Annotated in this window: 17 protein-coding genes and 1 pseudogene; 14 read left to right on the top strand and 4 right to left on the bottom strand. The window is 64.1% G+C overall.

The window, feature by feature from the left end; translation table 11 throughout:
- The first annotated feature begins 53 nt into the window (after nucleotides 1–53).
- The 14 genes from ACI2JX_RS24540 (at nucleotide 54) to ACI2JX_RS24475 (ending at nucleotide 14,246) form a co-directional block, all read left to right on the top strand.
- Nucleotides 54–1,079, top strand: coding sequence for an NAD(P)H-dependent glycerol-3-phosphate dehydrogenase (locus ACI2JX_RS24540; protein WP_186555721.1), 1,026 nt, complete (start codon nucleotides 54–56; stop codon nucleotides 1,077–1,079).
- A 36-nt stretch (nucleotides 1,080–1,115) separates the two neighbouring features.
- Nucleotides 1,116–1,463: a DUF4389 domain-containing protein gene (locus ACI2JX_RS24535; protein ID WP_264234954.1), complete on the top strand. Its 348-nt coding sequence runs from the start codon at nucleotides 1,116–1,118 to the stop codon at nucleotides 1,461–1,463.
- Nucleotides 1,460–1,918: a phosphohistidine phosphatase SixA gene (gene sixA / locus ACI2JX_RS24530; protein WP_404691179.1), complete on the top strand. Its 459-nt coding sequence runs from the start codon at nucleotides 1,460–1,462 to the stop codon at nucleotides 1,916–1,918. Before ACI2JX_RS24535 ends, sixA begins: the two co-directional genes overlap by 4 nt.
- Before the next feature lie 96 nt (nucleotides 1,919–2,014).
- The gene (locus tag ACI2JX_RS24525; RefSeq protein ID WP_264234953.1) at nucleotides 2,015–2,356 is read left to right on the top strand and encodes a hypothetical protein; all 342 of its coding nucleotides are present in this window, start codon (nucleotides 2,015–2,017) and stop codon (nucleotides 2,354–2,356) included.
- A 103-nt stretch (nucleotides 2,357–2,459) separates the two neighbouring features.
- Nucleotides 2,460–3,248 carry an alpha/beta fold hydrolase gene (locus ACI2JX_RS24520; protein WP_186555725.1) on the top strand — a complete coding sequence of 263 codons (789 nt, stop codon included), beginning with the start codon at nucleotides 2,460–2,462 and terminating at the stop codon, nucleotides 3,246–3,248.
- The gene (locus tag ACI2JX_RS24515; RefSeq protein WP_264234952.1) at nucleotides 3,245–4,099 is read left to right on the top strand and encodes an alpha/beta hydrolase; all 855 of its coding nucleotides are present in this window, start codon (nucleotides 3,245–3,247) and stop codon (nucleotides 4,097–4,099) included. The genes ACI2JX_RS24520 and ACI2JX_RS24515 overlap by 4 nt, the downstream gene beginning before the upstream one ends.
- Before the next feature lie 109 nt (nucleotides 4,100–4,208).
- A complete protein-coding gene (locus ACI2JX_RS24510) occupies nucleotides 4,209–4,991 on the top strand; it encodes a DUF4892 domain-containing protein (RefSeq protein ID WP_404691178.1) in 783 nt (260 codons plus the stop codon).
- 12 nt (nucleotides 4,992–5,003) lie between these two features.
- On the top strand, nucleotides 5,004–6,056 hold the full coding sequence (locus tag ACI2JX_RS24505; protein ID WP_264234951.1) for an AI-2E family transporter: 1,053 nt from the start codon (nucleotides 5,004–5,006) through the stop codon (nucleotides 6,054–6,056).
- Nucleotides 6,057–6,423: 367 nt separating this feature from the next.
- The gene (kdpF, locus tag ACI2JX_RS24500; RefSeq protein WP_404691177.1) at nucleotides 6,424–6,513 is read left to right on the top strand and encodes a K(+)-transporting ATPase subunit F; all 90 of its coding nucleotides are present in this window, start codon (nucleotides 6,424–6,426) and stop codon (nucleotides 6,511–6,513) included.
- Between the two features lie 9 nt (nucleotides 6,514–6,522).
- A complete protein-coding gene (kdpA, locus tag ACI2JX_RS24495; RefSeq protein WP_404691176.1) occupies nucleotides 6,523–8,217 on the top strand; it encodes a potassium-transporting ATPase subunit KdpA in 1,695 nt (564 codons plus the stop codon).
- 10 nt (nucleotides 8,218–8,227) lie between these two features.
- Nucleotides 8,228–10,282 (top strand): potassium-transporting ATPase subunit KdpB, encoded by a 2,055-nt coding sequence (gene kdpB / locus ACI2JX_RS24490; RefSeq protein ID WP_404691175.1) that lies wholly within the window; start codon nucleotides 8,228–8,230, stop codon nucleotides 10,280–10,282.
- Nucleotides 10,283–10,293: 11 nt separating this feature from the next.
- Nucleotides 10,294–10,845, top strand: coding sequence for a potassium-transporting ATPase subunit KdpC (gene kdpC, locus ACI2JX_RS24485; protein ID WP_404691174.1), 552 nt, complete (start codon nucleotides 10,294–10,296; stop codon nucleotides 10,843–10,845).
- A 60-nt stretch (nucleotides 10,846–10,905) separates the two neighbouring features.
- Nucleotides 10,906–13,560, top strand: coding sequence for a DUF4118 domain-containing protein (locus ACI2JX_RS24480; RefSeq protein ID WP_404691173.1), 2,655 nt, complete (start codon nucleotides 10,906–10,908; stop codon nucleotides 13,558–13,560).
- Nucleotides 13,557–14,246 (top strand): response regulator, encoded by a 690-nt coding sequence (locus tag ACI2JX_RS24475; RefSeq protein WP_404691172.1) that lies wholly within the window; start codon nucleotides 13,557–13,559, stop codon nucleotides 14,244–14,246. Before ACI2JX_RS24480 ends, ACI2JX_RS24475 begins: the two co-directional genes overlap by 4 nt.
- Before the next feature lie 159 nt (nucleotides 14,247–14,405).
- Here ACI2JX_RS24475 and ACI2JX_RS24470 read toward each other — a convergent pair whose 3' ends face one another.
- The 4 genes and pseudogenes from ACI2JX_RS24470 to ACI2JX_RS24455 form a co-directional block, all read right to left on the bottom strand.
- Entirely contained in the window at nucleotides 14,406–14,645 is a 240-nt protein-coding gene (locus ACI2JX_RS24470; RefSeq protein ID WP_264234945.1) for a hypothetical protein, read from the bottom strand.
- 12 nt (nucleotides 14,646–14,657) lie between these two features.
- On the bottom strand, nucleotides 14,658–15,158 hold the full coding sequence (locus tag ACI2JX_RS24465; RefSeq protein WP_264234944.1) for a hypothetical protein: 501 nt from the start codon (nucleotides 15,156–15,158) through the stop codon (nucleotides 14,658–14,660).
- Nucleotides 15,159–15,507: 349 nt separating this feature from the next.
- On the bottom strand, nucleotides 15,508–16,668 hold the full coding sequence (locus tag ACI2JX_RS24460) for a DUF6708 domain-containing protein (RefSeq protein ID WP_404691171.1): 1,161 nt from the start codon (nucleotides 16,666–16,668) through the stop codon (nucleotides 15,508–15,510).
- Nucleotides 16,668–17,561, bottom strand: a pseudogene (locus ACI2JX_RS24455) (hypothetical protein); the annotation flags it as partial. The pseudogene ACI2JX_RS24455 and the gene ACI2JX_RS24460, both read right to left, overlap by 1 nt.

Genomic DNA, 17,561 nt, shown 5'->3' with positions numbered 1-17,561 from the left:
GGGCCGTATAATGCAGCGGTTGCCACTTAACTTATGGCTTTAACGGATTGGATATGACTGAACAGCAACCTGTTGCGGTGCTGGGAGGCGGCAGCTTCGGCACCGCCGTGGCGAACCTGCTGGCGGAAAACGGCAACCCGGTACGCCAATGGATGCGCGATCCAGACCAGGCCCAGGCCATGCGCGTCAATCGCGAGAACCCGCGCTACCTCAAAGGCATTCGCCTGCAGGACGGCGTCGAGCCAGTCAACGACCTGCTGGCTACCCTGCAAGCCGCCGAGCTGATCTTCGTCGCCCTGCCATCCAGCGCGCTGCGCAGCGTGCTGGCGCCGCATGCCGAGCTGCTGCGAGGCAAATGCCTGGTCAGCCTGACCAAAGGCATCGAGGCGCAGAGCTTCAAGCTGATGAGCCAGATCCTCGAAGAGATTGCCCCGCAGGCGCGCATTGGCGTGCTGTCCGGGCCGAACCTGGCCCGCGAGATCGCCGAGCACGCGCTGACCGCCACCGTGGTCGCCAGTGAAGACGAAGCGCTGTGCCAGCGCGTACAAGAGGTGCTGCATGGCCGCACCTTCCGTGTCTACGCCAGCGCCGACCGCTTCGGCGTCGAGCTGGGCGGTGCGCTGAAGAACGTCTACGCGATCATCGCCGGCATGGCTGTGGCGCTGGGCATGGGCGAGAACACCAAGAGCATGCTGATTACCCGTGCCCTGGCCGAGATGACCCGCTTTGCCGTGAGCCTGGGCGCCAACCCGATGACCTTCCTTGGCCTGGCCGGGGTCGGCGACCTGATCGTCACCTGCTCTTCGCCCAAAAGCCGCAACTACCAGGTCGGCCATGCCTTGGGCCAAGGACTGTCGCTGGAACAGGCCGTCAGCCGCTTGGGCGAAGTGGCCGAAGGGGTCAACACCCTCAAGGTACTCAAGGCCAAGGCCCACGAGGCGCAGGTGTACATGCCGCTGGTGGCCGGCCTGCACGCGATCCTGTTCGAGGGGCGAACGCTCAACCAGGTCATTGAACACCTGATGCGCGCCGAACCGAAAACCGACGTCGACTTCATTTCCACCAGTGGTTTCAACTGAGCCGTCAGCGGCTCTGACCAGAGCAAGGAGCAATACATGAACGATACCCCCGAGCGCGCCCAGCGCGAGTCGATCATCCTGCGGGTGCTGTGGATGCTGGTGTTCCTGGTGGTCTGGCAGCTGGCCGAGCTGCTGCTCGGCGGCCTGGTCCTGGTCCAGCTGATCTACCGGCTGATCTATGGCGCGCCCAGCGCCAGCCTGATGAACTTTGGCGACAGCCTCAGCCAGTACCTGGCGCAGATCGGTCGCTTCGGCACTTTCCATACCGATAGCAAGCCATGGCCGTTCGCCGACTGGCCAACCCCGCGTACCCCGGAAGGCGAGGCGCCGCATGCCGTTGCCCCAGCGCCCCATCCGGTGCGTGACGAGGAGCCCAAGCTGTGAAGCTGTGGGTGCTGCGCCATGGTGAGGCCGAGCCGCGCGCCAATACCGATGCCGAGCGACGCCTCACTGCCCATGGCCGCGAGCAAGTGTTGCACAGCGCTGCGCGGCTGCTCGGCCAGCCGCTGCAGGCGATCATCGCCAGCCCCTATGTGCGCGCCCAGCAGACCGCAGCACTGGTGCATGACACCCTGGGCTTCACCGAGCCGGTGCGCACCGTGCCCTGGTTGACTCCGGAAAGCGATGTGCAAAAGGTTATCGGTGAGATCGAGCGGTTGGGCCTGGAGCATGTCTTGTTGGTCAGCCACCAGCCTTTGGTTGGGGCGCTGGTCGGCATGCTCGAGCATGGCCATGGGCAACAAGCTGCGCCAATGAGCACCGCCAGCCTCGCTGAGCTGGAAGGCGATTGGCCGCTGGCGGGCCTGATGACCCTGCGCGCCCTTAGCCACCCAGGCTGATCCCTGGCAACTGGTAGTTTTGTCAGTTGCTTTGGCGTTGGGCGCGTTGCTAGCGTTGCCGGCACATCAAGCGAGCAGTGGGCCAGGGAGGATTGTATGAGCAGTCGGCGTCTGGAGTTGGTGCAGTCGGTAAAGCCGCAGGCGGCACTGGACAAACTCAATGAGCGGGGCGTCCCGGATTTTGCCGAGCACCGTTTGTTGCAAGACTGCGCAGATGCCAGCTTCAACCTGTTGCTGCGCAAGTTCGAGGGCCAATACGAACTCGAACAGCTGCGCCAGGCCAGTATGCGCATGGCGCACTTGCTGCAAACCAGCTGCCTGGCCTTGCGCAGGCTCAAGCTCAGTGAGCGCGATAAAGGCCTGGCGCGTGAGGCGCTGGAGTATCAGCTGGCGTATATGCACGCCTGTCTGCGCCGCTCGATGGCCAGTTTCGATTGACTTCGATGACCTGATCGCCCTTGGCGATGACCTATCCAAACGTTGCCGCCATCGCCGCGCTTGCCGACAATGGGCCATCATTCCCCCAGCAGAGCAGCCGGCCATGTCGCAGCAGATCTTCTTCGCCCATGCCAATGGCTTCCCCTCGGCCACCTACGGCAAGCTGTTCGCCGCACTGGCGCCGGACTACCAGGTCCAGCACCTGGAGCAGCATGCGCACGATCCGCGCTTTCCGGTCGATGACAACTGGCTGAACCTGGTCAATGAGCTGCTCCATCACCTGGCCCAGCAGGACGCGCCGGTCTGGGGCGTCGGCCACTCGCTGGGCGGCGTGCTGCACTTGCATGCGGCGCTGCGTTGCCCGCAGTACTACCGCGGCGTGGTAATGCTCGACTCGCCCGTGCTGACCCGCGCCGATCAATGGGTAATCCGCGCGGCCAAGCGCTTTGGCTTCATCGACCGCATCACCCCGGCTGGGCGCACCTTGGGCCGGCGCGAGTCGTTCAGTGATCGCGACAGCGCCCGTGGCTACTTTGCCGGCAAGACCTTGTTCCGCCACTTCGACCCGGATTGCCTGGAAGCTTATCTGGAACACGGCCTGCAAGCTGCGCAAGACGGCCTGCGCCTGCGCTTCGATCCGGCCACCGAGATCAGCATCTACCGCAGCATTCCCCACCTCAGCCCAGCTCCGGCGCGCCAGCTACAGGTGCCGCTGGCGATGGTCCGCGGCGAGCGCAGTCGGGTGATCCGCCGCCACCATGCCTTGGCCGTGCGCGGCATGCCCCAGGGCGAATACCACAGCGTGCCGGGCGGGCACATGTTCCCGCTGGAGCGCCCCGACGACACCGCCAGCCTGATCAAGGGCCTGTTCGATCGCTGGAGCCAGGCATGAGCGCGCAGGTCGAGGAAATCCGCCTGAACCTGGGCCATATCGAACTGGCCGCGCACCTGTTCGGTCCCGCCGACGGCATCCCGGTGATCGCCCTGCATGGCTGGCTGGACAATGCCAATAGCTTCGCCCGCCTGGCACCTCGTCTCAAAGGGCTGCGCATCGTCGCGCTGGACTTGGCCGGGCATGGCTACTCGGAGCATCGCCCGGCCGGCGCCAGCTATGCGCTGGCCGATTACGCCCACGACGTAGTGCGGGTTGCCCAGCAGCTCGGCTGGGAGCGCTTCGGCCTGCTTGGGCACTCATTGGGGGCGATCATTTCCGTGCAACTGGCCGGCGCCTTGCCTGATCGGGTCAGCCATTTGCTGATGATCGACGGCGTCATTCCGCCGACCGGCGTCGAGCAAGACGCTGCCGAACGGCTAGGCATGGCGCTGCAGGCCCAGTTGCGCCTGGATGGCAAGCGCAAGTCGGTGTACGCCAACCTGGAAGAGGGCGTCGAGGCGCGCATGAAAGGCATGGTCGCAGTCAGTCGCGAAGCCGCCGAACTGCTGGCCCAGCGCGGCCTGATGCCGGTGCCCGGCGGCTACAGCTGGCGCAGCGACAGCCGCCTGACCCTGCCGTCACCCGTGCGGCTGAGCGAAACCCAGGCCATGGCCTTCGTCAAACGCATACAGTGCGAGGCCTGCCTGGTGGTGGCCGCCGATGGCATGCTCGCCCGGCACACGGCGCTGCTGGAGCAGCTACCCTTTGAACAGGTTTCACTGCCAGGCGGCCATCACCTGCACCTGAATGACGAGCACGGCGCGACCCTTGTCGCAGACTGTATCAATCGCTTTTTCGGGTTTCCTTGACTTGCACCGGACAAGTGTCGAGGCTTGGCGGGTTGAACAGGGAGACAACCATGTACATGCCAGACATCCATCCATCGATCACCGGCGCTGCGTGCGGCATGGGTGGCCGATGAGCATTCGAATCGTCATCGCCGCCTGCCTGGGCCTGGCCAGCCCGATAGTGTGGGCCGGCACGCTGCCGGTACCGTTGGACGGCAAAGTGGTCGATGAGCGCCCTGCGGTCGAGCAGGAGCGCGTCTATCCGATGGGCGCATTGCGCAAGATCAGTGGCCGCCTGCGCGTTGATGGCAAGGTCGAGAGCCGTGGCCAGGTCAATTCCGTCACTTACCTGTTGCCCACCGAGCGTACCGCGCGCGAAGCCTTCACCAGCGCCCGCGAAGCGCTGCAGCGTGACGGCGGCTACCCGTTGTTCTGGTGTGAAAAGCGTGACTGCGGTGAAGCCAGCCTGTGGGCCAATGAAGTGTTCAAGAACGCTCGGCTCAATGGCGGCGACGACCAGCAGGCGTTCATCCTCCTGCGGCGTTCGGCGGAAGAGGCCAACACCCTGGTAGCGCTGTACAGCGTCACCGCTGGCAACAAGCGCGCCTACCTGCATGTGGAAGAGTTCGTTGCCGAGCAACCGCTGGGCGAACTGCTGCCCACCTCGGCTACGGTGATGCGCGAGCTGCGCGACACCGGCAAGCTCGACTACCCTGATCTTGCTGAGCCCAAGGATGCCTGGGTGACCCTGCTGAGCCGCAGCCTCAACCTCGACAGCACCCTGCGCGTGAGCTTGAGCGGCGAGCAAGCCGAAGCCTGGCGCGAACAACTGGCCAAGGCCGGTGTGCGTAGCGCGCGCCTGGAAGTGGGCACGGCACCGACAGAAGGCTTGCACCTGGAATTGATCCGCTGAAAGTGAGTCACCATGGCCAACAATGATCGCCTGCTGGTCCAGATCCTCCTGCTGGCGCTGCTCGGTGCCGGCTTGTGGGTGATGGCGCCGTTTATTTCCGCGCTGCTGTGGGGCGCTATCCTGGCGTTCGCCAGCTGGCCATTGATGCGCCTGCTCACGCGCCTGCTCGGCGGGCGCGAGACCCTCGCCGCCAGCGTGCTGACCACGATGTGGATCTTGCTGGTGGCGCTGCCGCTGGTGTGGCTGGGGTTCAACCTGGCCGACCATATCCGTGATGCCACGGCCTTCGTGCGCGATGTCCAGGTCGATGGCTTGCCCGACGCACCGAGTTGGCTGGGGGGTATTCCCTTTGTCGGTGAACGGCTGGTGGCGATGTGGGACTCTGTCGACCAGCAAGGCGCTGCGCTGATTGCATCGATCAAACCGTATCTGGGCCAGGTGGGCAACTGGCTACTGGCGCGCAGTGCACAGATCGGCAGCGGCGTGCTCGAGCTGACCTTGAGCCTGGTGTTCGTGTTCTTCTTCTACCGTGACGGGCCACGTCTGGCGGCGTTCGTCTTGCGCTTGTTGCAGCGGTTGATTGGCGAGCGTGCCGAGTACTACATCGACCTGGTGGCCGGCACCGTGCAGCGGGTGGTCAACGGCGTGATTGGTACCGCGGCTGCGCAAGGGCTGCTGGCGATGATCGGATTCCTGATCGCTGGGGTCCCTGGCGCTATCGTGCTTGGCCTGGTCACCTTCATGCTCAGCCTGATCCCCATGGGGCCACCGTTGGCCTGGATCCCCGCGACGGCCTGGCTGGTGTGGCAGGGGGAGTATGGGATGGCGGTGTTCCTCGGTATCTGGGGTACCTTCGTCATCAGCGGTGTGGACAACGTGCTCAAGCCCTACCTGATCAGCCGCGGCGGCAACCTGCCGTTGGTGATCGTGCTGCTTGGGGTGTTCGGCGGCTTGATCGCGTTCGGCTTCATTGGCCTGTTCATCGGGCCGACCTTGCTCGCAGTAGCCTACAGCCTGCTGCTGGACTGGAGCCGTAGCGCCGGGCAGCACACCCCGCAGCGCTGATCCGGCCTGCACAATCCCTGTAGGAGCGTAATGCTGTTCACTTAAGATTTTGGGGCCGCGTTGCGGCCCTTCGCGGGCAAGCCCGCTCCCACAGGTACGGCGCTGACCGTCCGAGCGGCGCTATATCTGTGGGAGCGGGCTTGCCCGCGAAGGGCCGCAACGCGGCCCCAAAGCAGGCGACAAGGGCCTTAAGTGAACAGCATTACTGGGGCGGGACAAGCCCGCAGGCTCAGCAGCTGCCAACAGCAAACTGCTGGTCTTTACGCATTCTTTATGGCTTGAGCCACCCCCCGATCTCGCCCCTTTACGCCCCTCCCTCGGACAATTTCCCCAAAGCGGCCAACGCCGCAATTCGGGGAGATCGCTCATGCATATGCTCGACGGGGTGTCACTGCTGTTGGCAGTGGCGTTGGCGGTTTACCTGCTGGTGGCGCTGTTGCGCGCCGATCGCAGCTAGGGAGCGGCCATGCACAGTTATGATTTCGCGTTGTTGCTGGCGTTCTTCGCCATTGTGCTGCTGCCAGCACCGTGGCTTGGAAGGTTCTACTACAAAGTCATGGAAGGCCAGCGTACCTGGCTGTCACCCGTTCTCGCGCCAGTGGAGCAGGGCTGCTATCGCCTGGCGGGGGTGCGCCCCGAGCAGGAGCAGAACTGGAAGCAGTACACCTTGGCGCTGCTGGCATTCAACCTGGCCGGCTTCCTCCTGCTGTTCGCGGTGCTGCTGTTGCAGGGTTACCTGCCCCTGAACCCGCAGCACTTGCCGGGCCAAGAGTGGTCGCTGGCGTTCAACACGGCGGTGAGCTTCGTCACCAACACCAACTGGCAGGCCTACAGCGGTGAAGCCTCGGTCAGTTACCTGAGCCAGATGCTGGGCCTGACCGTGCAGAACTTCGTCAGTGCCGCCACCGGTCTTGCCGTGCTGGTCGCCCTGTGCCGTGGCATCGCCCGGCGCTCGGCCACCACCCTCGGTAACTTCTGGGTCGACATGACCCGCGCTACCCTCTACGGCCTGCTGCCGCTGTGCATCGTGCTGGCGCTGCTGCTGGTCTGGCAGGGCGTACCGCAGACGTTCGCCGACTATGCCCACGCGCTGACCCTGCAAGGCAGCGAGCAGACCATTCCACTGGGCCCTGCCGCCAGCCAGATCGCCATCAAGCAGCTGGGCACCAACGGCGGCGGCTTCTTCGGCGTCAACTCGGCGCACCCGTTCGAGAACCCAACGGCCTGGAGCAACCTGTTCGAGGTGGCCTCGATCATCCTTATCCCGGTCGCACTGGTGTTCACCTTCGGCCACTACGTCAAGGACCTGCGCCAGAGCCGGGCAATCCTTGCCTGCATGCTGGCGCTGTTCCTGATCGGTGGCAGCACCGCGCTGTGGTCCGAATATCAGCCCAACCCCGCGCTTGAGAACCCTCAGGTGCAGCAATCGGCGCCGATGGAGGGCAAGGAGAGCCGCTTCGGTACCACCGGTTCGGTGCTATGGACGGTCACCACCACCGCCGCTTCCAACGGCTCGGTCAACGCCATGCACGACAGCCTCAACCCGCTGACCGGCATGGTCGCGATGGTCAACATGATGGTCGGCGAGGTGATCTTCGGCGGCGTCGGCGCTGGGCTGTACGGCATGCTGCTGTTCGTCTTGATCGCGGTGTTCCTGGCCGGGCTGATGATCGGACGCACTCCGGAATACCTGGGCAAGAAGCTCCAGGCCCGCGAAGTGCAGTTGCTGGTGGCGACGTTGTTGGTGATGCCCGTTGGCGTGCTGGTGCTCGGCGCCATCGCCGCCAGCCTGCCAGGCCCGGCCGCTGCCGTAACCAATCCCGGCGCGCACGGCTTTAGCCAGCTGCTCTATGCCTACACCTCCGGCGCCGCCAACAACGGCTCGGCCTTCGCCGGCTTCGGCGCCAACACGGTCTACCACAACGTGATGATCGCCCTGGCCATGCTCATCGGCCGCTTCGGCTACATCCTGCCGGTGCTGGCCCTGGCCGGCAGCTTGGCGGCGAAGAAAAGCACGCCGCTGGGGCACAACAGCTTCCCCACCCACGGCCCACTGTTCACCAGCCTGCTGCTGGTCACCATCCTGCTGGTCGGCGGCCTGACCTTCTTGCCAACGCTGGCGCTGGGCCCCATTGCCGAACACCTGAGCCTGGGTTTCTGAGGAATCAACCATGAACATGCCCATTGCTGAAGTCAAAGCGCCGCGCGTCAGCGCCGACCAGACCCGCCTCGCCGCGTTGTGGCGGCCGGCCCTGATCCAGGCGTTGGTCAAGCTCGACCCACGCCAGCTCAAACGCTCGCCTGTGATGCTGGTGGTCGAACTGACCGCCATCCTCACCACCCTGCTGTGCTTCGCGCCGGACAGCGGCGTGAGTACCGCGGTGGCGGTGCAGATCGCCCTGTGGCTGTGGTTCACCGTGCTGTTCGCCAACTTCGCCGAAGCCCTCGCCGAAGGCCGTGGCAAGGCCCGAGCCGACAGCCTCAAGGCCGGCAGCCAAGGGTTGCAAGCCACCCGTCGCAACGCCGCTGGCCAGTTCGAGCAGGTTGCCGCCAGCGAGCTGCGCAAGGGCGACGTGGTCAAGGTGATTGCCGGTGAGTTGATCCCCGGTGACGGCGAAGTGATCGAAGGCATCGCTGCGGTCAATGAAGCGGCCATTACCGGTGAGTCAGCGCCGGTGATCCGCGAGTCCGGCGGCGACCGCTCGGCCGTCACCGGCAACACCCGCCTGGTGTCCGACTGGCTGCTGATCCGCATCAGCAGCAACCCCGGCGAGTCGACCCTGGACCGCATGATCGCCCTGGTCGAAGGCGCCAAACGGCAGAAAACCCCCAACGAAATTGCCCTGGACATCCTGCTGATTGGCCTGACCCTGATCTTCTTGATCGTGGTGGTGACCTTGCAGCCGTTCACCCATTTCGTAGGGGGCAGCCTGCCGCTGATCTTCCTTGCCGCACTGTTGGTCACGCTCATCCCCACCACTATCGGTGGCTTGCTGTCGGCGATCGGTATCGCCGGCATGGATCGTCTGGTGAGGTTGAATGTGATCGCTCGCTCCGGTCGCGCCGTCGAGGCCGCGGGTGATGTGCACACGCTGATGCTCGACAAGACCGGCACCATCACCTTCGGCAACCGTCGTTGCAGCGCACTGCACGCGGCACCCGGCATTAGCGCCAAAGAGCTGGGGGAGGGCGCCTTGCTCGCATCGCTGGCCGACGATACCGCCGAAGGCAAGTCGATTGTCGAGTACCTGCGCCAACTGCACGACTTCATCGAGCCCTCGCCTGAGCAATTGACCCCGATCGCCTTTAGCGCCGAGACCCGTCTCTCCGGCGTCGACCTGCAACAACACCGCTACCGCAAGGGCGCCGTCGATGCCGTGTTGGCCTTCGTCGGCATGCAACGCCTGGAGATGCCCGTGTCGCTGGCCAAGGAGGTCGAGCGCATCGCCCAGAGCGGCGGTACGCCCTTGCTGGTTTGCGTCGACAAACGCCTGCTCGGCGTGATCCACCTCAAGGACGTGGTCAAGCCCGGCATTCGCGAACGCTTCGCCCAATTGCGCAAGCTGGGCATCCGCACCGTGATGGTCACCGGCGACAACCCGCTGACCGCCGCCGCCATTGCTGCCGAGGCTGGGGTCGATGACGTGCTCGCCGAAGCCACTCCAGAGAAGAAGCTCGCCCGCATCCGCCTGGAGCAGAACGACGGCCGCCTGGTCGCCATGTGTGGTGACGGTGCCAACGATGCCCCGGCCCTGGCCCAGGCAGACGTCGGCATGGCCATGAACGACGGCACCCAGGCGGCCCGCGAGGCGGCCAACATGGTTGACCTGGACAGCGACCCGACCAAGCTGCTCGACGTGGTCCAGGTGGGTAAAGAACTGCTGGTCACCCGTGGCGCGCTGACCACCTTCTCGATCGCCAACGACGTGGCCAAGTACTTCGCCATTCTTCCGGCGCTGTTCGCCGCGATCTACCCGCAACTGGGCGTGCTCAACCTGATGCAACTGGCCAGCCCGCAGAGTGCGATCCTTTCGGCGATCGTGTTCAACGCGCTGATCATCATCGTGCTGATCCCGCTGGCCCTGCGCGGCGTGCGCGTGCAAGCCGCCAGTGCCGCCCACCTGCTGCGGCGCAACCTGCTGATCTACGGCGTGGGCGGGCTCATCGTGCCGTTTGCCGGGATCAAGCTGATCGACCTGCTGCTCAACGCATTGCACCTGGTGTGAAGGAGACCAACATGACTGCTTATGTACGCCCGGCCTTGAGCCTGGCCCTGCTGATGACCCTGGTGACCGGTGCGTTCTATCCCCTGGCGGTGACCGGCCTTGCCCAGCTCGCTTTTCCCGTACAGGCCAATGGCAGCCTGGTGCGCGACGCTCAAGGGCAGGTGCGTGGGTCGGCCCTGATCGCCCAGCAGGCCACGGGCGATGGCTGGTTCCACCCACGGCCCTCGGCGGCAGCGTATGCCACTGTGGCCAGTGGTGCGAGTAACCTAGGCCCGAGTAATCCGGCGCTGGCGCAGCGGATAACGGCCGATGCCAGTGCGCTTCACCGCGCAGATCTTGGCCCTGTGCCGCTGGCCCTGCTGACCACCTCCGGCAGCGGTCTGGACCCGCACCTGCCGCCAGCGGCGGTGGCCTATCAGATCCCGCGGGTGGCAGCGGCGCGGCAAGTACCGGTAGAGCGCTTGCAAGCCCTGCTCGAAGAGGCCACCCTCCACCCACTGATCGGCCCGCCAGTGGTCAACGTCCTGGCCTTGAATCAGGCCTTGGAAAAATGGCCACATTGATTGTGGGGGCCGCAACGCGGCCCAAGCCCGACTGACCGCCGCAAAAGTGAAGGATGCAACATGAGTGATTCCGCCCGCGCCGACGCGCTGTTGGCGGGCTTGCCCCGCGAAGGCCGCGGCAGGCTCAAGGTATTTCTCGGCGCCGCCCCCGGCGTAGGCAAGACCTACGCCATGCTCCAGGCCGCCCACGCCCAGCAACGCCAAGGCGTGCAAGTGGTCGCCGGGGTGGTCGAAACCCACGGCCGCGGCGAAACCGAAGCGCTGCTCGCCGGTCTGCTCCAGCAACCCTTGCTACGCAGCGACTACCGCGGGGTAACCCTGGAAGAGATGGACCTCGACGGCCTGCTCAAGGCCGCACCGCCACTGGTCCTGGTCGATGAACTGGCTCACACCAACGCCCCCAACAGCCGCCACGCCAAACGCTGGCAAGACGTCCAGGAACTGCTGGCGGCCGGCATCGACGTCTACACCACGGTCAACGTCCAGCACCTGGAAAGCCTCAACGACAAAGTCCGCGACATCACCGGCGTGCAAGTGCGCGAAACTTTGCCGGATTGGGTCCTGCAAGAAGCTTTCGAACTGGTCCTGATCGACCTGCCGCCGCGCGAGCTGCTCGAGCGCCTGCGCGAAGGCAAGGTCTACGTACCCGAGCAGGCCCGCGCCGCCATCGACGCGTTCTTCTCGCAAACCAACCTCAGCGCCCTGCGCGAGCTGGCCATGCAAACCGCTGCCGCACAGGTCGATGCCGACCTCGCTCACGGCTACCGCCAACGCGGCCAGGAAGCCCCGGCCTTGCGCGGCCGGCTATTGGTCGGTGTCGACGGCGACGAGCAGGCCGAGCGCCTGGTGCGCCACGCCAGCCGCGTCGCCCAGCGCCGCCACCTGCCGTGGAGCCTGGTCCATGTCGATAACGGCAAGCTGCGCGACGAGAGTGCCAGGCAACGCTTGCAAGCGGCCCAGCAATTGGCCGAACGGCTGGGCGGCGAGGTGGTGTTGCTGCGCGCTGGCGAAGTCGCACGCACGTTGATCCAACACGCCAGCGAACGCCGCGCCAGCCTGGTGCTGGTCGGCCAATCGCGTGACCGCTGGCGCCGACGTCTGTTCGGCGCGGGTGTAGCGACGCGCCTGCTGCGCGAAAGCCATGGCCTGGAGATCAACGTGCTCGACCGCGATGTGCAGCCGGTAGCGGCGCGGGCGGTGGTCAAGCGTGTCTGGGTCTGGCGCCATTACCTGCTGGCGCTGCTCGCCACCGCGCTGGCGGCGGGTCTGGCCTGGGCGGTGTCCAGCGTGTTGGCGCTGCCGAATATCTCGCTGGTGTTCCTCGCCGCTGTCTTGCTGGTTGCGGTGCGCAGTAGCCTCGGCCCGGCACTGGCCTGCGCCGCGCTGTCGTTCCTGACCTATGATTTTCTGTTCATCCCGCCCAACTTCTCCTTCAGCATCCAGCGCGAAGAAGACGTGCTGACCCTGGTGTTCTTCCTGCTCATGGCCGCACTGACCGGCAACCTCGCCGCACGCCAGCGTCGCCAGCTGCAAGCCCTGCGCGAGACTCAGGCGCAGACCAACCAACTGCTCGACCTGTCGCGCCGCCTGACCGTGGCCACCGATCGTCAGGCCGTGCTCAACGCCGCCAACCAGCACCTCGATGGCTGGCAAGACGTGCAGGTGTGCCTGATGGAGCGCGGTAGCGAAGGCCTGCTGCAGGTCGCCAGTGGCCAGCCGCCGGCGCTGACCGATAACGAGCGCGCCGCGGCCGACTGGGCCTGGCAACATGGCCAGGCCGCCGGCCACGGCAGCGACACCTTGCCCCATGGCCGCTGGTGGTGGTGGCCGCTGTCGGTCGAAGACCAGCCGCTGGCCCTGCTTGGCGTGCGCCCGCGCACAGACGACAGCCTGAGCGCCCAGCGCCGCCGTCTGCTGATGGCCCTGGCCCAACCGCTGGCCCAGGCCCTGGCCCGCGCGCGCCTGGGCGAGCAACTGGAAGCGGCGCGTCTGCACGGCGAAACCGAACAACTGCGCAGCGCCTTGCTCGCCTCGGTCTCGCACGACCTGCGCACCCCACTGACCGCCATGCGCGGCAGCATCGACAGCCTGCTGGCGCTGGGCGATGCGATCCCTCCCGAGGACCGCCGCGAGTTGCTCGAAGGCACCCGCAACGAAGCTGAGCGTCTCGATCGCTACATCCAGAACCTGCTCGACATGACTCGCCTCGGCCATGGCGGTCTCAAGCTGGCCCGCGACTGGGTCGCCCCGGCTGACATCGTCGGCAGCGCCCTCAACCGCCTGCGTGTGGTGCTGGCGCCACTGCGGGTGAGCACCGACGTGCCCACTGAGTTGCCGCTGCTGTTCGTGCACGCTGCGTTGATCGAGCAGGCATTGGTCAACGTCCTGGAAAACGCCGCGCGCTTCTCGCCCAACAACGGCCGCCTCGAACTGCACGTACAGGTGCGCGACGAGCAACTGTGCTTTGCCGTTAGCGACCAAGGCCCAGGCATCCCGGTGGCCGAGCGCGAGAAGATCTTCGACATGTTCTACACCGCTGCCCGTGGCGACCGCGGTGGCCAAGGCACCGGCCTGGGCCTGGCGATCTGCCAAGGCATGATCGGCGCCCACGGCGGCAGCATCCTGGTCAGCGAAGGCATCGATGGCCAGGGCACCTGCATCACTCTATGCTTGCCGCTGCCCACCCAACCTGAAACCGAAAGCCAAGACTCATGAGCCAAGCCGCCACCCTGTTGGTCATCGACGATGAGCCACAGATTCGCAAGTTCCTGCGCATCAGCCTGGTGTCCCAGGGCTACAAAGTGATCGAAGCCGCCACCGGCGCCGAAGGCCTGGCTCAAGCCGCGCTGGCCAAACCGGACCTGGTGGTGCTCGACCTCGGCCTGCCTGATATGGACGGCCAGCAAGTGCTGCGCGAGCTGCGCGAATGGAGCACGGTGCCGGTGATGGTGCTGTCGGTGCGCGCCAGCGAAGTGCAGAAAGTCGATGCGCTGGATGGCGGCGCCAACGACTACGTGACCAAGCCGTTTGGCATCCAGGAGTTTCTCGCGCGCATTCGCGCCTTGTTACGCCAAGCCCCGCAAGCCGAAGTAGGGCAGGCGACGGCCAGCTTCGGCCCGCTGCTGGTCGATTTTGCTTTTCGCAAAGTGACCCTCGATGGCGTCGAAGTGGCGTTGACTCGCAAAGAGTACGCGCTGCTGGCCCAGCTGGCCGGGCACCCCGGTCGCGTGATTACCCAGCAACAACTGCTCAAGGACATCTGGGGCCCGACCCATGTCGACGACAGCCATTACCTGCGCATCGTCGTCGCTCATGTGCGGCAAAAGCTTGGCGATGACCCAACCGCGCCGCGCTTCATCATTACCGAGCCTGGGGTTGGGTATCGATTGGTCACGCCTTAAGCTGCAACCTGTCTCCCTCAGCCTCAGTGGCAGCGGTTTACCCGCGAAGAAGCGGGCATGGCCACCATCCCCTTACGGCGAGGGCTACGCCCTCGTTCGCGGGTAAACCCGCTCCCACAGGGTCCCTGCTCAGGCAAGTTTGCATCTCTGCAGTGAAGATCAGTCCGCTGCATAGTGCCGACGGGTCATGAACAGCACCACGCCAATTGGCACCGCAAAAGACGCCATCAAGCCCAGGTCAAAGCCCAGCAGCTGGGTTTGGCTCAATGCAATGCAGCCGACCGCGCCAAGTATCACCAGCGCCACCCCGAGCCACTTGCGCAGCGGGTACGGCTTCACCCACCAATGCAGTACAAAGGCCAGTACTACGACGATAACTGTCTGGGTAACTTCGGACATGAGCAACTCCCGTCAGGCCCTGATGAGCAGGGATTCAGTCGTGCGTTGAGGGCCAATGCCGCCATTGACCTGCGCCTCGATGCTGACGATAACGTCGCCAGCATGATGGGTGCTTAGCGCGCCGTTGACGTACGAGCTCACGCCCGTCTTTGCCGCCAACCCCGCGACGAAACCGGCAGCGGGGCCAGCCAAGCTACCGGCGGCTCCGGCAGCGCCACCAGCGGCCGAGCCGGCTGCATTGGCGATGCTGGTGCGACGGGTGTTGAGGGCATCGGCCTGTTGCCGGGTCAGCGGCTTGGAGATACCGACCATCATCAGGCATGGCCGGTTGTTGGCCTGCATCTTGTCGTAAATCTCTACGACCTTGCTGTTGACCTGATAATGGGCGCTTTTCGCCTCGCCAAAATGCAGTTCGCGCAGATTGCCGCGCTCATTGTCGGTGAGGGTGATTTGCGAGACGGTGAAGATGATCCCGTGCTGGGCCATGTATTGGAAAGTCCTTTCGAACTTCATTGCGCGCATCCTTTCGAGCAGAAGGGCGCCGATTCTCTACAAGACAGGCTGCAGATGCAACCCATGTACACATCTGTCCTACACGCAAATCCTGTAGGAGCGGGCTTGCCCGCGAATAGGCCAGACCAGCCAACAACGCGCTAAAGTTTCAATGCACAGCCCGCGCCTCAGCCGGCATCTGCACCTGAATCAGCGCCGACTCAAGCGACACCCGCAGCATCTCAAGCTCTTGCATCGAGGCCATCATCAAAGCCGAGACGGGGGACTTGGGTAGTGGATATATCGATTATGCAAAATACCAAGGCTTGAGCCCTTATACCGTTGAGCGTACGGACATCTTGCCAGGCAATCACGGCTTAGCCTTGGAAGCAGGCTTGGCGTCGGTGCTCCGGCGTTTGGAGGGCGCTCGCGGCTTTTTCTCCGGGCGCTGCCCAGGGTGTGCCGTCCAAAGGTGAGCGTTTTCTCGTAGGCGCTGCTGAATGTGGGGTGGATAGTCAGCAAGTGTAGTCAACGGTGGAACGGGTTTGCCTGGCATGCCGGCCTGGCGAATGATCTTGGGCCAGCGCGGTTTCCAGCACAGCAGCAGGCTGAGCCAGTGGCCGGTGCCGATGATCAAGAAGGCGGGGGAGATCAGGACCAGGCCGACCTTGATCAGCTTCGAGGCGTTGCGAAAATAGTGCGTGACCCCTTCGAACTGCGGGGTGAACGCTTGCCATGGCCAGGGGAAGTGCGAGGTGATGCGCGGGCGGGGTAGTCCTTCCGGGCCTTCGTCCATGAAGCGGCGGATGAACTCCCACTCGTCGCGGATTTCGCCTTGATGGTTTGCTGATTTGCCGACCCAGGCCAGTTCGGGGTGCAGAGTGCCTGTGACCCGGGCTGACCAGTGGAGCGCCAGCGGCACGCCCACGCCGTCAGCAATGGCGTACTTGTTGGCGGACCCGCTTGAAGCGACTCCTTCCCACGGCAGAACCACGATACCGCCACAGTGAGGCGGTCGATGAAGATAGACCTGTTGGGTAGTACGGTTGAAGCGAATCAACAGGTGGCGCGAGGTGAACATTTCCAGTCGGGTGAAGCGAAGGCCATATTTTAAGTAAAACCAAGTTGTGGGTAGGGTGAGTATCGTGAGCCACGTGGCCATCCATAAATACCCCGTTGCAATACCCCCTGTGCTATGGAAGTAGTCGATGGTCCAGATAGTGCCAGCGATCATGCCAATGAAGCCGTTGATAATCAAAAATATGACTGTGGCTGATAAGATACTAATCAATCCGCGTTTTTCCTCAAACATACCGCTGCGTATTTCTAGGATACGGTTGTCGAAGGCGTAAACGGGGCCTCGGCTTTTTGGCGTTTCACTTACGCTTAACTTTGCAGCGGCTTCTTCTTCTGCTTGTTCATTTTCATAAGGTGTGATTTTTTTGCGCAGCCTGCGAGTTCGCGCATCTTCATTCTTGTCCGCATCTTGCTCGAGGGCGGCTTCCCATGACCCCCATTCAAAAAAGTACATTACAAAACCTCGGTGACGGATTTTAAGAAGTCCACCATTTCGTCTGCATCAGAGCTATAGCGCTTCGCTGTTGGATTTAGACTAAAGCAACATTTTTCGCACCACTGCTCCAAGGCGTCCTCATCCATTATCAATAAGTAAGTGGTTGCACCAAGTGCTAATGCTCCACCAATCCAGCCGAGCCGACTAAGCAGCAACATCATCGCTCGATTTGCAGCAAGACGATTGGATAATAAAGATAATCGAAAGAATATTGAGCCACGGCTATTGTTGCCACGTAGGGCTAACCATTCGAAGTACATACCTGCTTGTGAAAAGGCAACTCCGCCCTGACCAAGTACAAGCGCTCCAGTTGCCAGCGCTCTCAGGGAGTAGGCTGTTCCCAGCCTGGTTGAGCGATCTCCTAGAGCTTTTCCTTGGTCAAAGTTAGTCTTCGCATCAGCAACATCCCAATAAATGCTAACAACCCCTCCCGCAGCCGCCATCCCCGCTCCCCACAAGCGAAAGCGCCCCAGGCTGACTTGCGCCCCCCGTGCCGCTGCCGAGCCCTGACCTACAGTGGCCAGCGCCTGTTCGGTCCCCACCGCGAGTAACTCCATCCCCGCCGCCGCACTGGTCAACCCCGCGGCTGCCACTTCACTCCAGAACCGCCGGTCCTTGTTGTCCCGCTGCCCCTGCAGCAACAGCAGGCTCGCCTCAAGCAGCAACAACCCACTGGCGACCCGCAATCGGTAGAACGCATTGCTCTGCGCGCCCCGCACACTGTCGACATAGGCTTGCTCCAGGCGGCGCACGATCGGGGCGGCGACGCGTCCGGGGGAGGGGGTGCGGCCATCCTGGGCGTGTTCGGCCAGGCGCAAGTTCAACGCCTGTTCACCCAGCGAGGCCACCAG

Source organism: Pseudomonas sp. NPDC088890 (genome assembly GCF_044900155.1).
Taxonomy (GTDB): Bacteria; Pseudomonadota; Gammaproteobacteria; order Pseudomonadales; family Pseudomonadaceae; genus Aquipseudomonas; species Aquipseudomonas urmiensis.
This window is presented reverse-complemented; position numbering and strand designations above follow the sequence as displayed.

Excerpts from the sequence above, each read along its gene's own strand:
- kdpB (WP_404691175.1), top strand. The coding sequence starts at position 8,228 with ATGAACATGCCCATTGCTGAAGTCAAAGCGCCGCGCGTCAGCGCCGAC.
- kdpC (WP_404691174.1), top strand. The coding sequence starts at position 10,294 with ATGACTGCTTATGTACGCCCGGCCTTGAGCCTGGCCCTGCTGATGACC.
- ACI2JX_RS24510 (WP_404691178.1), top strand. The coding sequence starts at position 4,209 with ATGAGCATTCGAATCGTCATCGCCGCCTGCCTGGGCCTGGCCAGCCCG.
- ACI2JX_RS24505 (WP_264234951.1), top strand. The coding sequence starts at position 5,004 with ATGGCCAACAATGATCGCCTGCTGGTCCAGATCCTCCTGCTGGCGCTG.
- kdpA (WP_404691176.1), top strand. The coding sequence starts at position 6,523 with ATGCACAGTTATGATTTCGCGTTGTTGCTGGCGTTCTTCGCCATTGTG.
- ACI2JX_RS24535 (WP_264234954.1), top strand. The coding sequence starts at position 1,116 with ATGAACGATACCCCCGAGCGCGCCCAGCGCGAGTCGATCATCCTGCGG.
- ACI2JX_RS24470 (WP_264234945.1), bottom strand. The coding sequence starts at position 14,645 with ATGTCCGAAGTTACCCAGACAGTTATCGTCGTAGTACTGGCCTTTGTA.
- ACI2JX_RS24465 (WP_264234944.1), bottom strand. The coding sequence starts at position 15,158 with ATGAAGTTCGAAAGGACTTTCCAATACATGGCCCAGCACGGGATCATC.
- ACI2JX_RS24515 (WP_264234952.1), top strand. The coding sequence starts at position 3,245 with ATGAGCGCGCAGGTCGAGGAAATCCGCCTGAACCTGGGCCATATCGAA.
- ACI2JX_RS24480 (WP_404691173.1), top strand. The coding sequence starts at position 10,906 with ATGAGTGATTCCGCCCGCGCCGACGCGCTGTTGGCGGGCTTGCCCCGC.
- ACI2JX_RS24525 (WP_264234953.1), top strand. The coding sequence starts at position 2,015 with ATGAGCAGTCGGCGTCTGGAGTTGGTGCAGTCGGTAAAGCCGCAGGCG.
- ACI2JX_RS24540 (WP_186555721.1), top strand. The coding sequence starts at position 54 with ATGACTGAACAGCAACCTGTTGCGGTGCTGGGAGGCGGCAGCTTCGGC.
- ACI2JX_RS24460 (WP_404691171.1), bottom strand. The coding sequence starts at position 16,668 with ATGTACTTTTTTGAATGGGGGTCATGGGAAGCCGCCCTCGAGCAAGAT.
- ACI2JX_RS24520 (WP_186555725.1), top strand. The coding sequence starts at position 2,460 with ATGTCGCAGCAGATCTTCTTCGCCCATGCCAATGGCTTCCCCTCGGCC.
- kdpF (WP_404691177.1), top strand. The coding sequence starts at position 6,424 with ATGCATATGCTCGACGGGGTGTCACTGCTGTTGGCAGTGGCGTTGGCG.
- ACI2JX_RS24475 (WP_404691172.1), top strand. The coding sequence starts at position 13,557 with ATGAGCCAAGCCGCCACCCTGTTGGTCATCGACGATGAGCCACAGATT.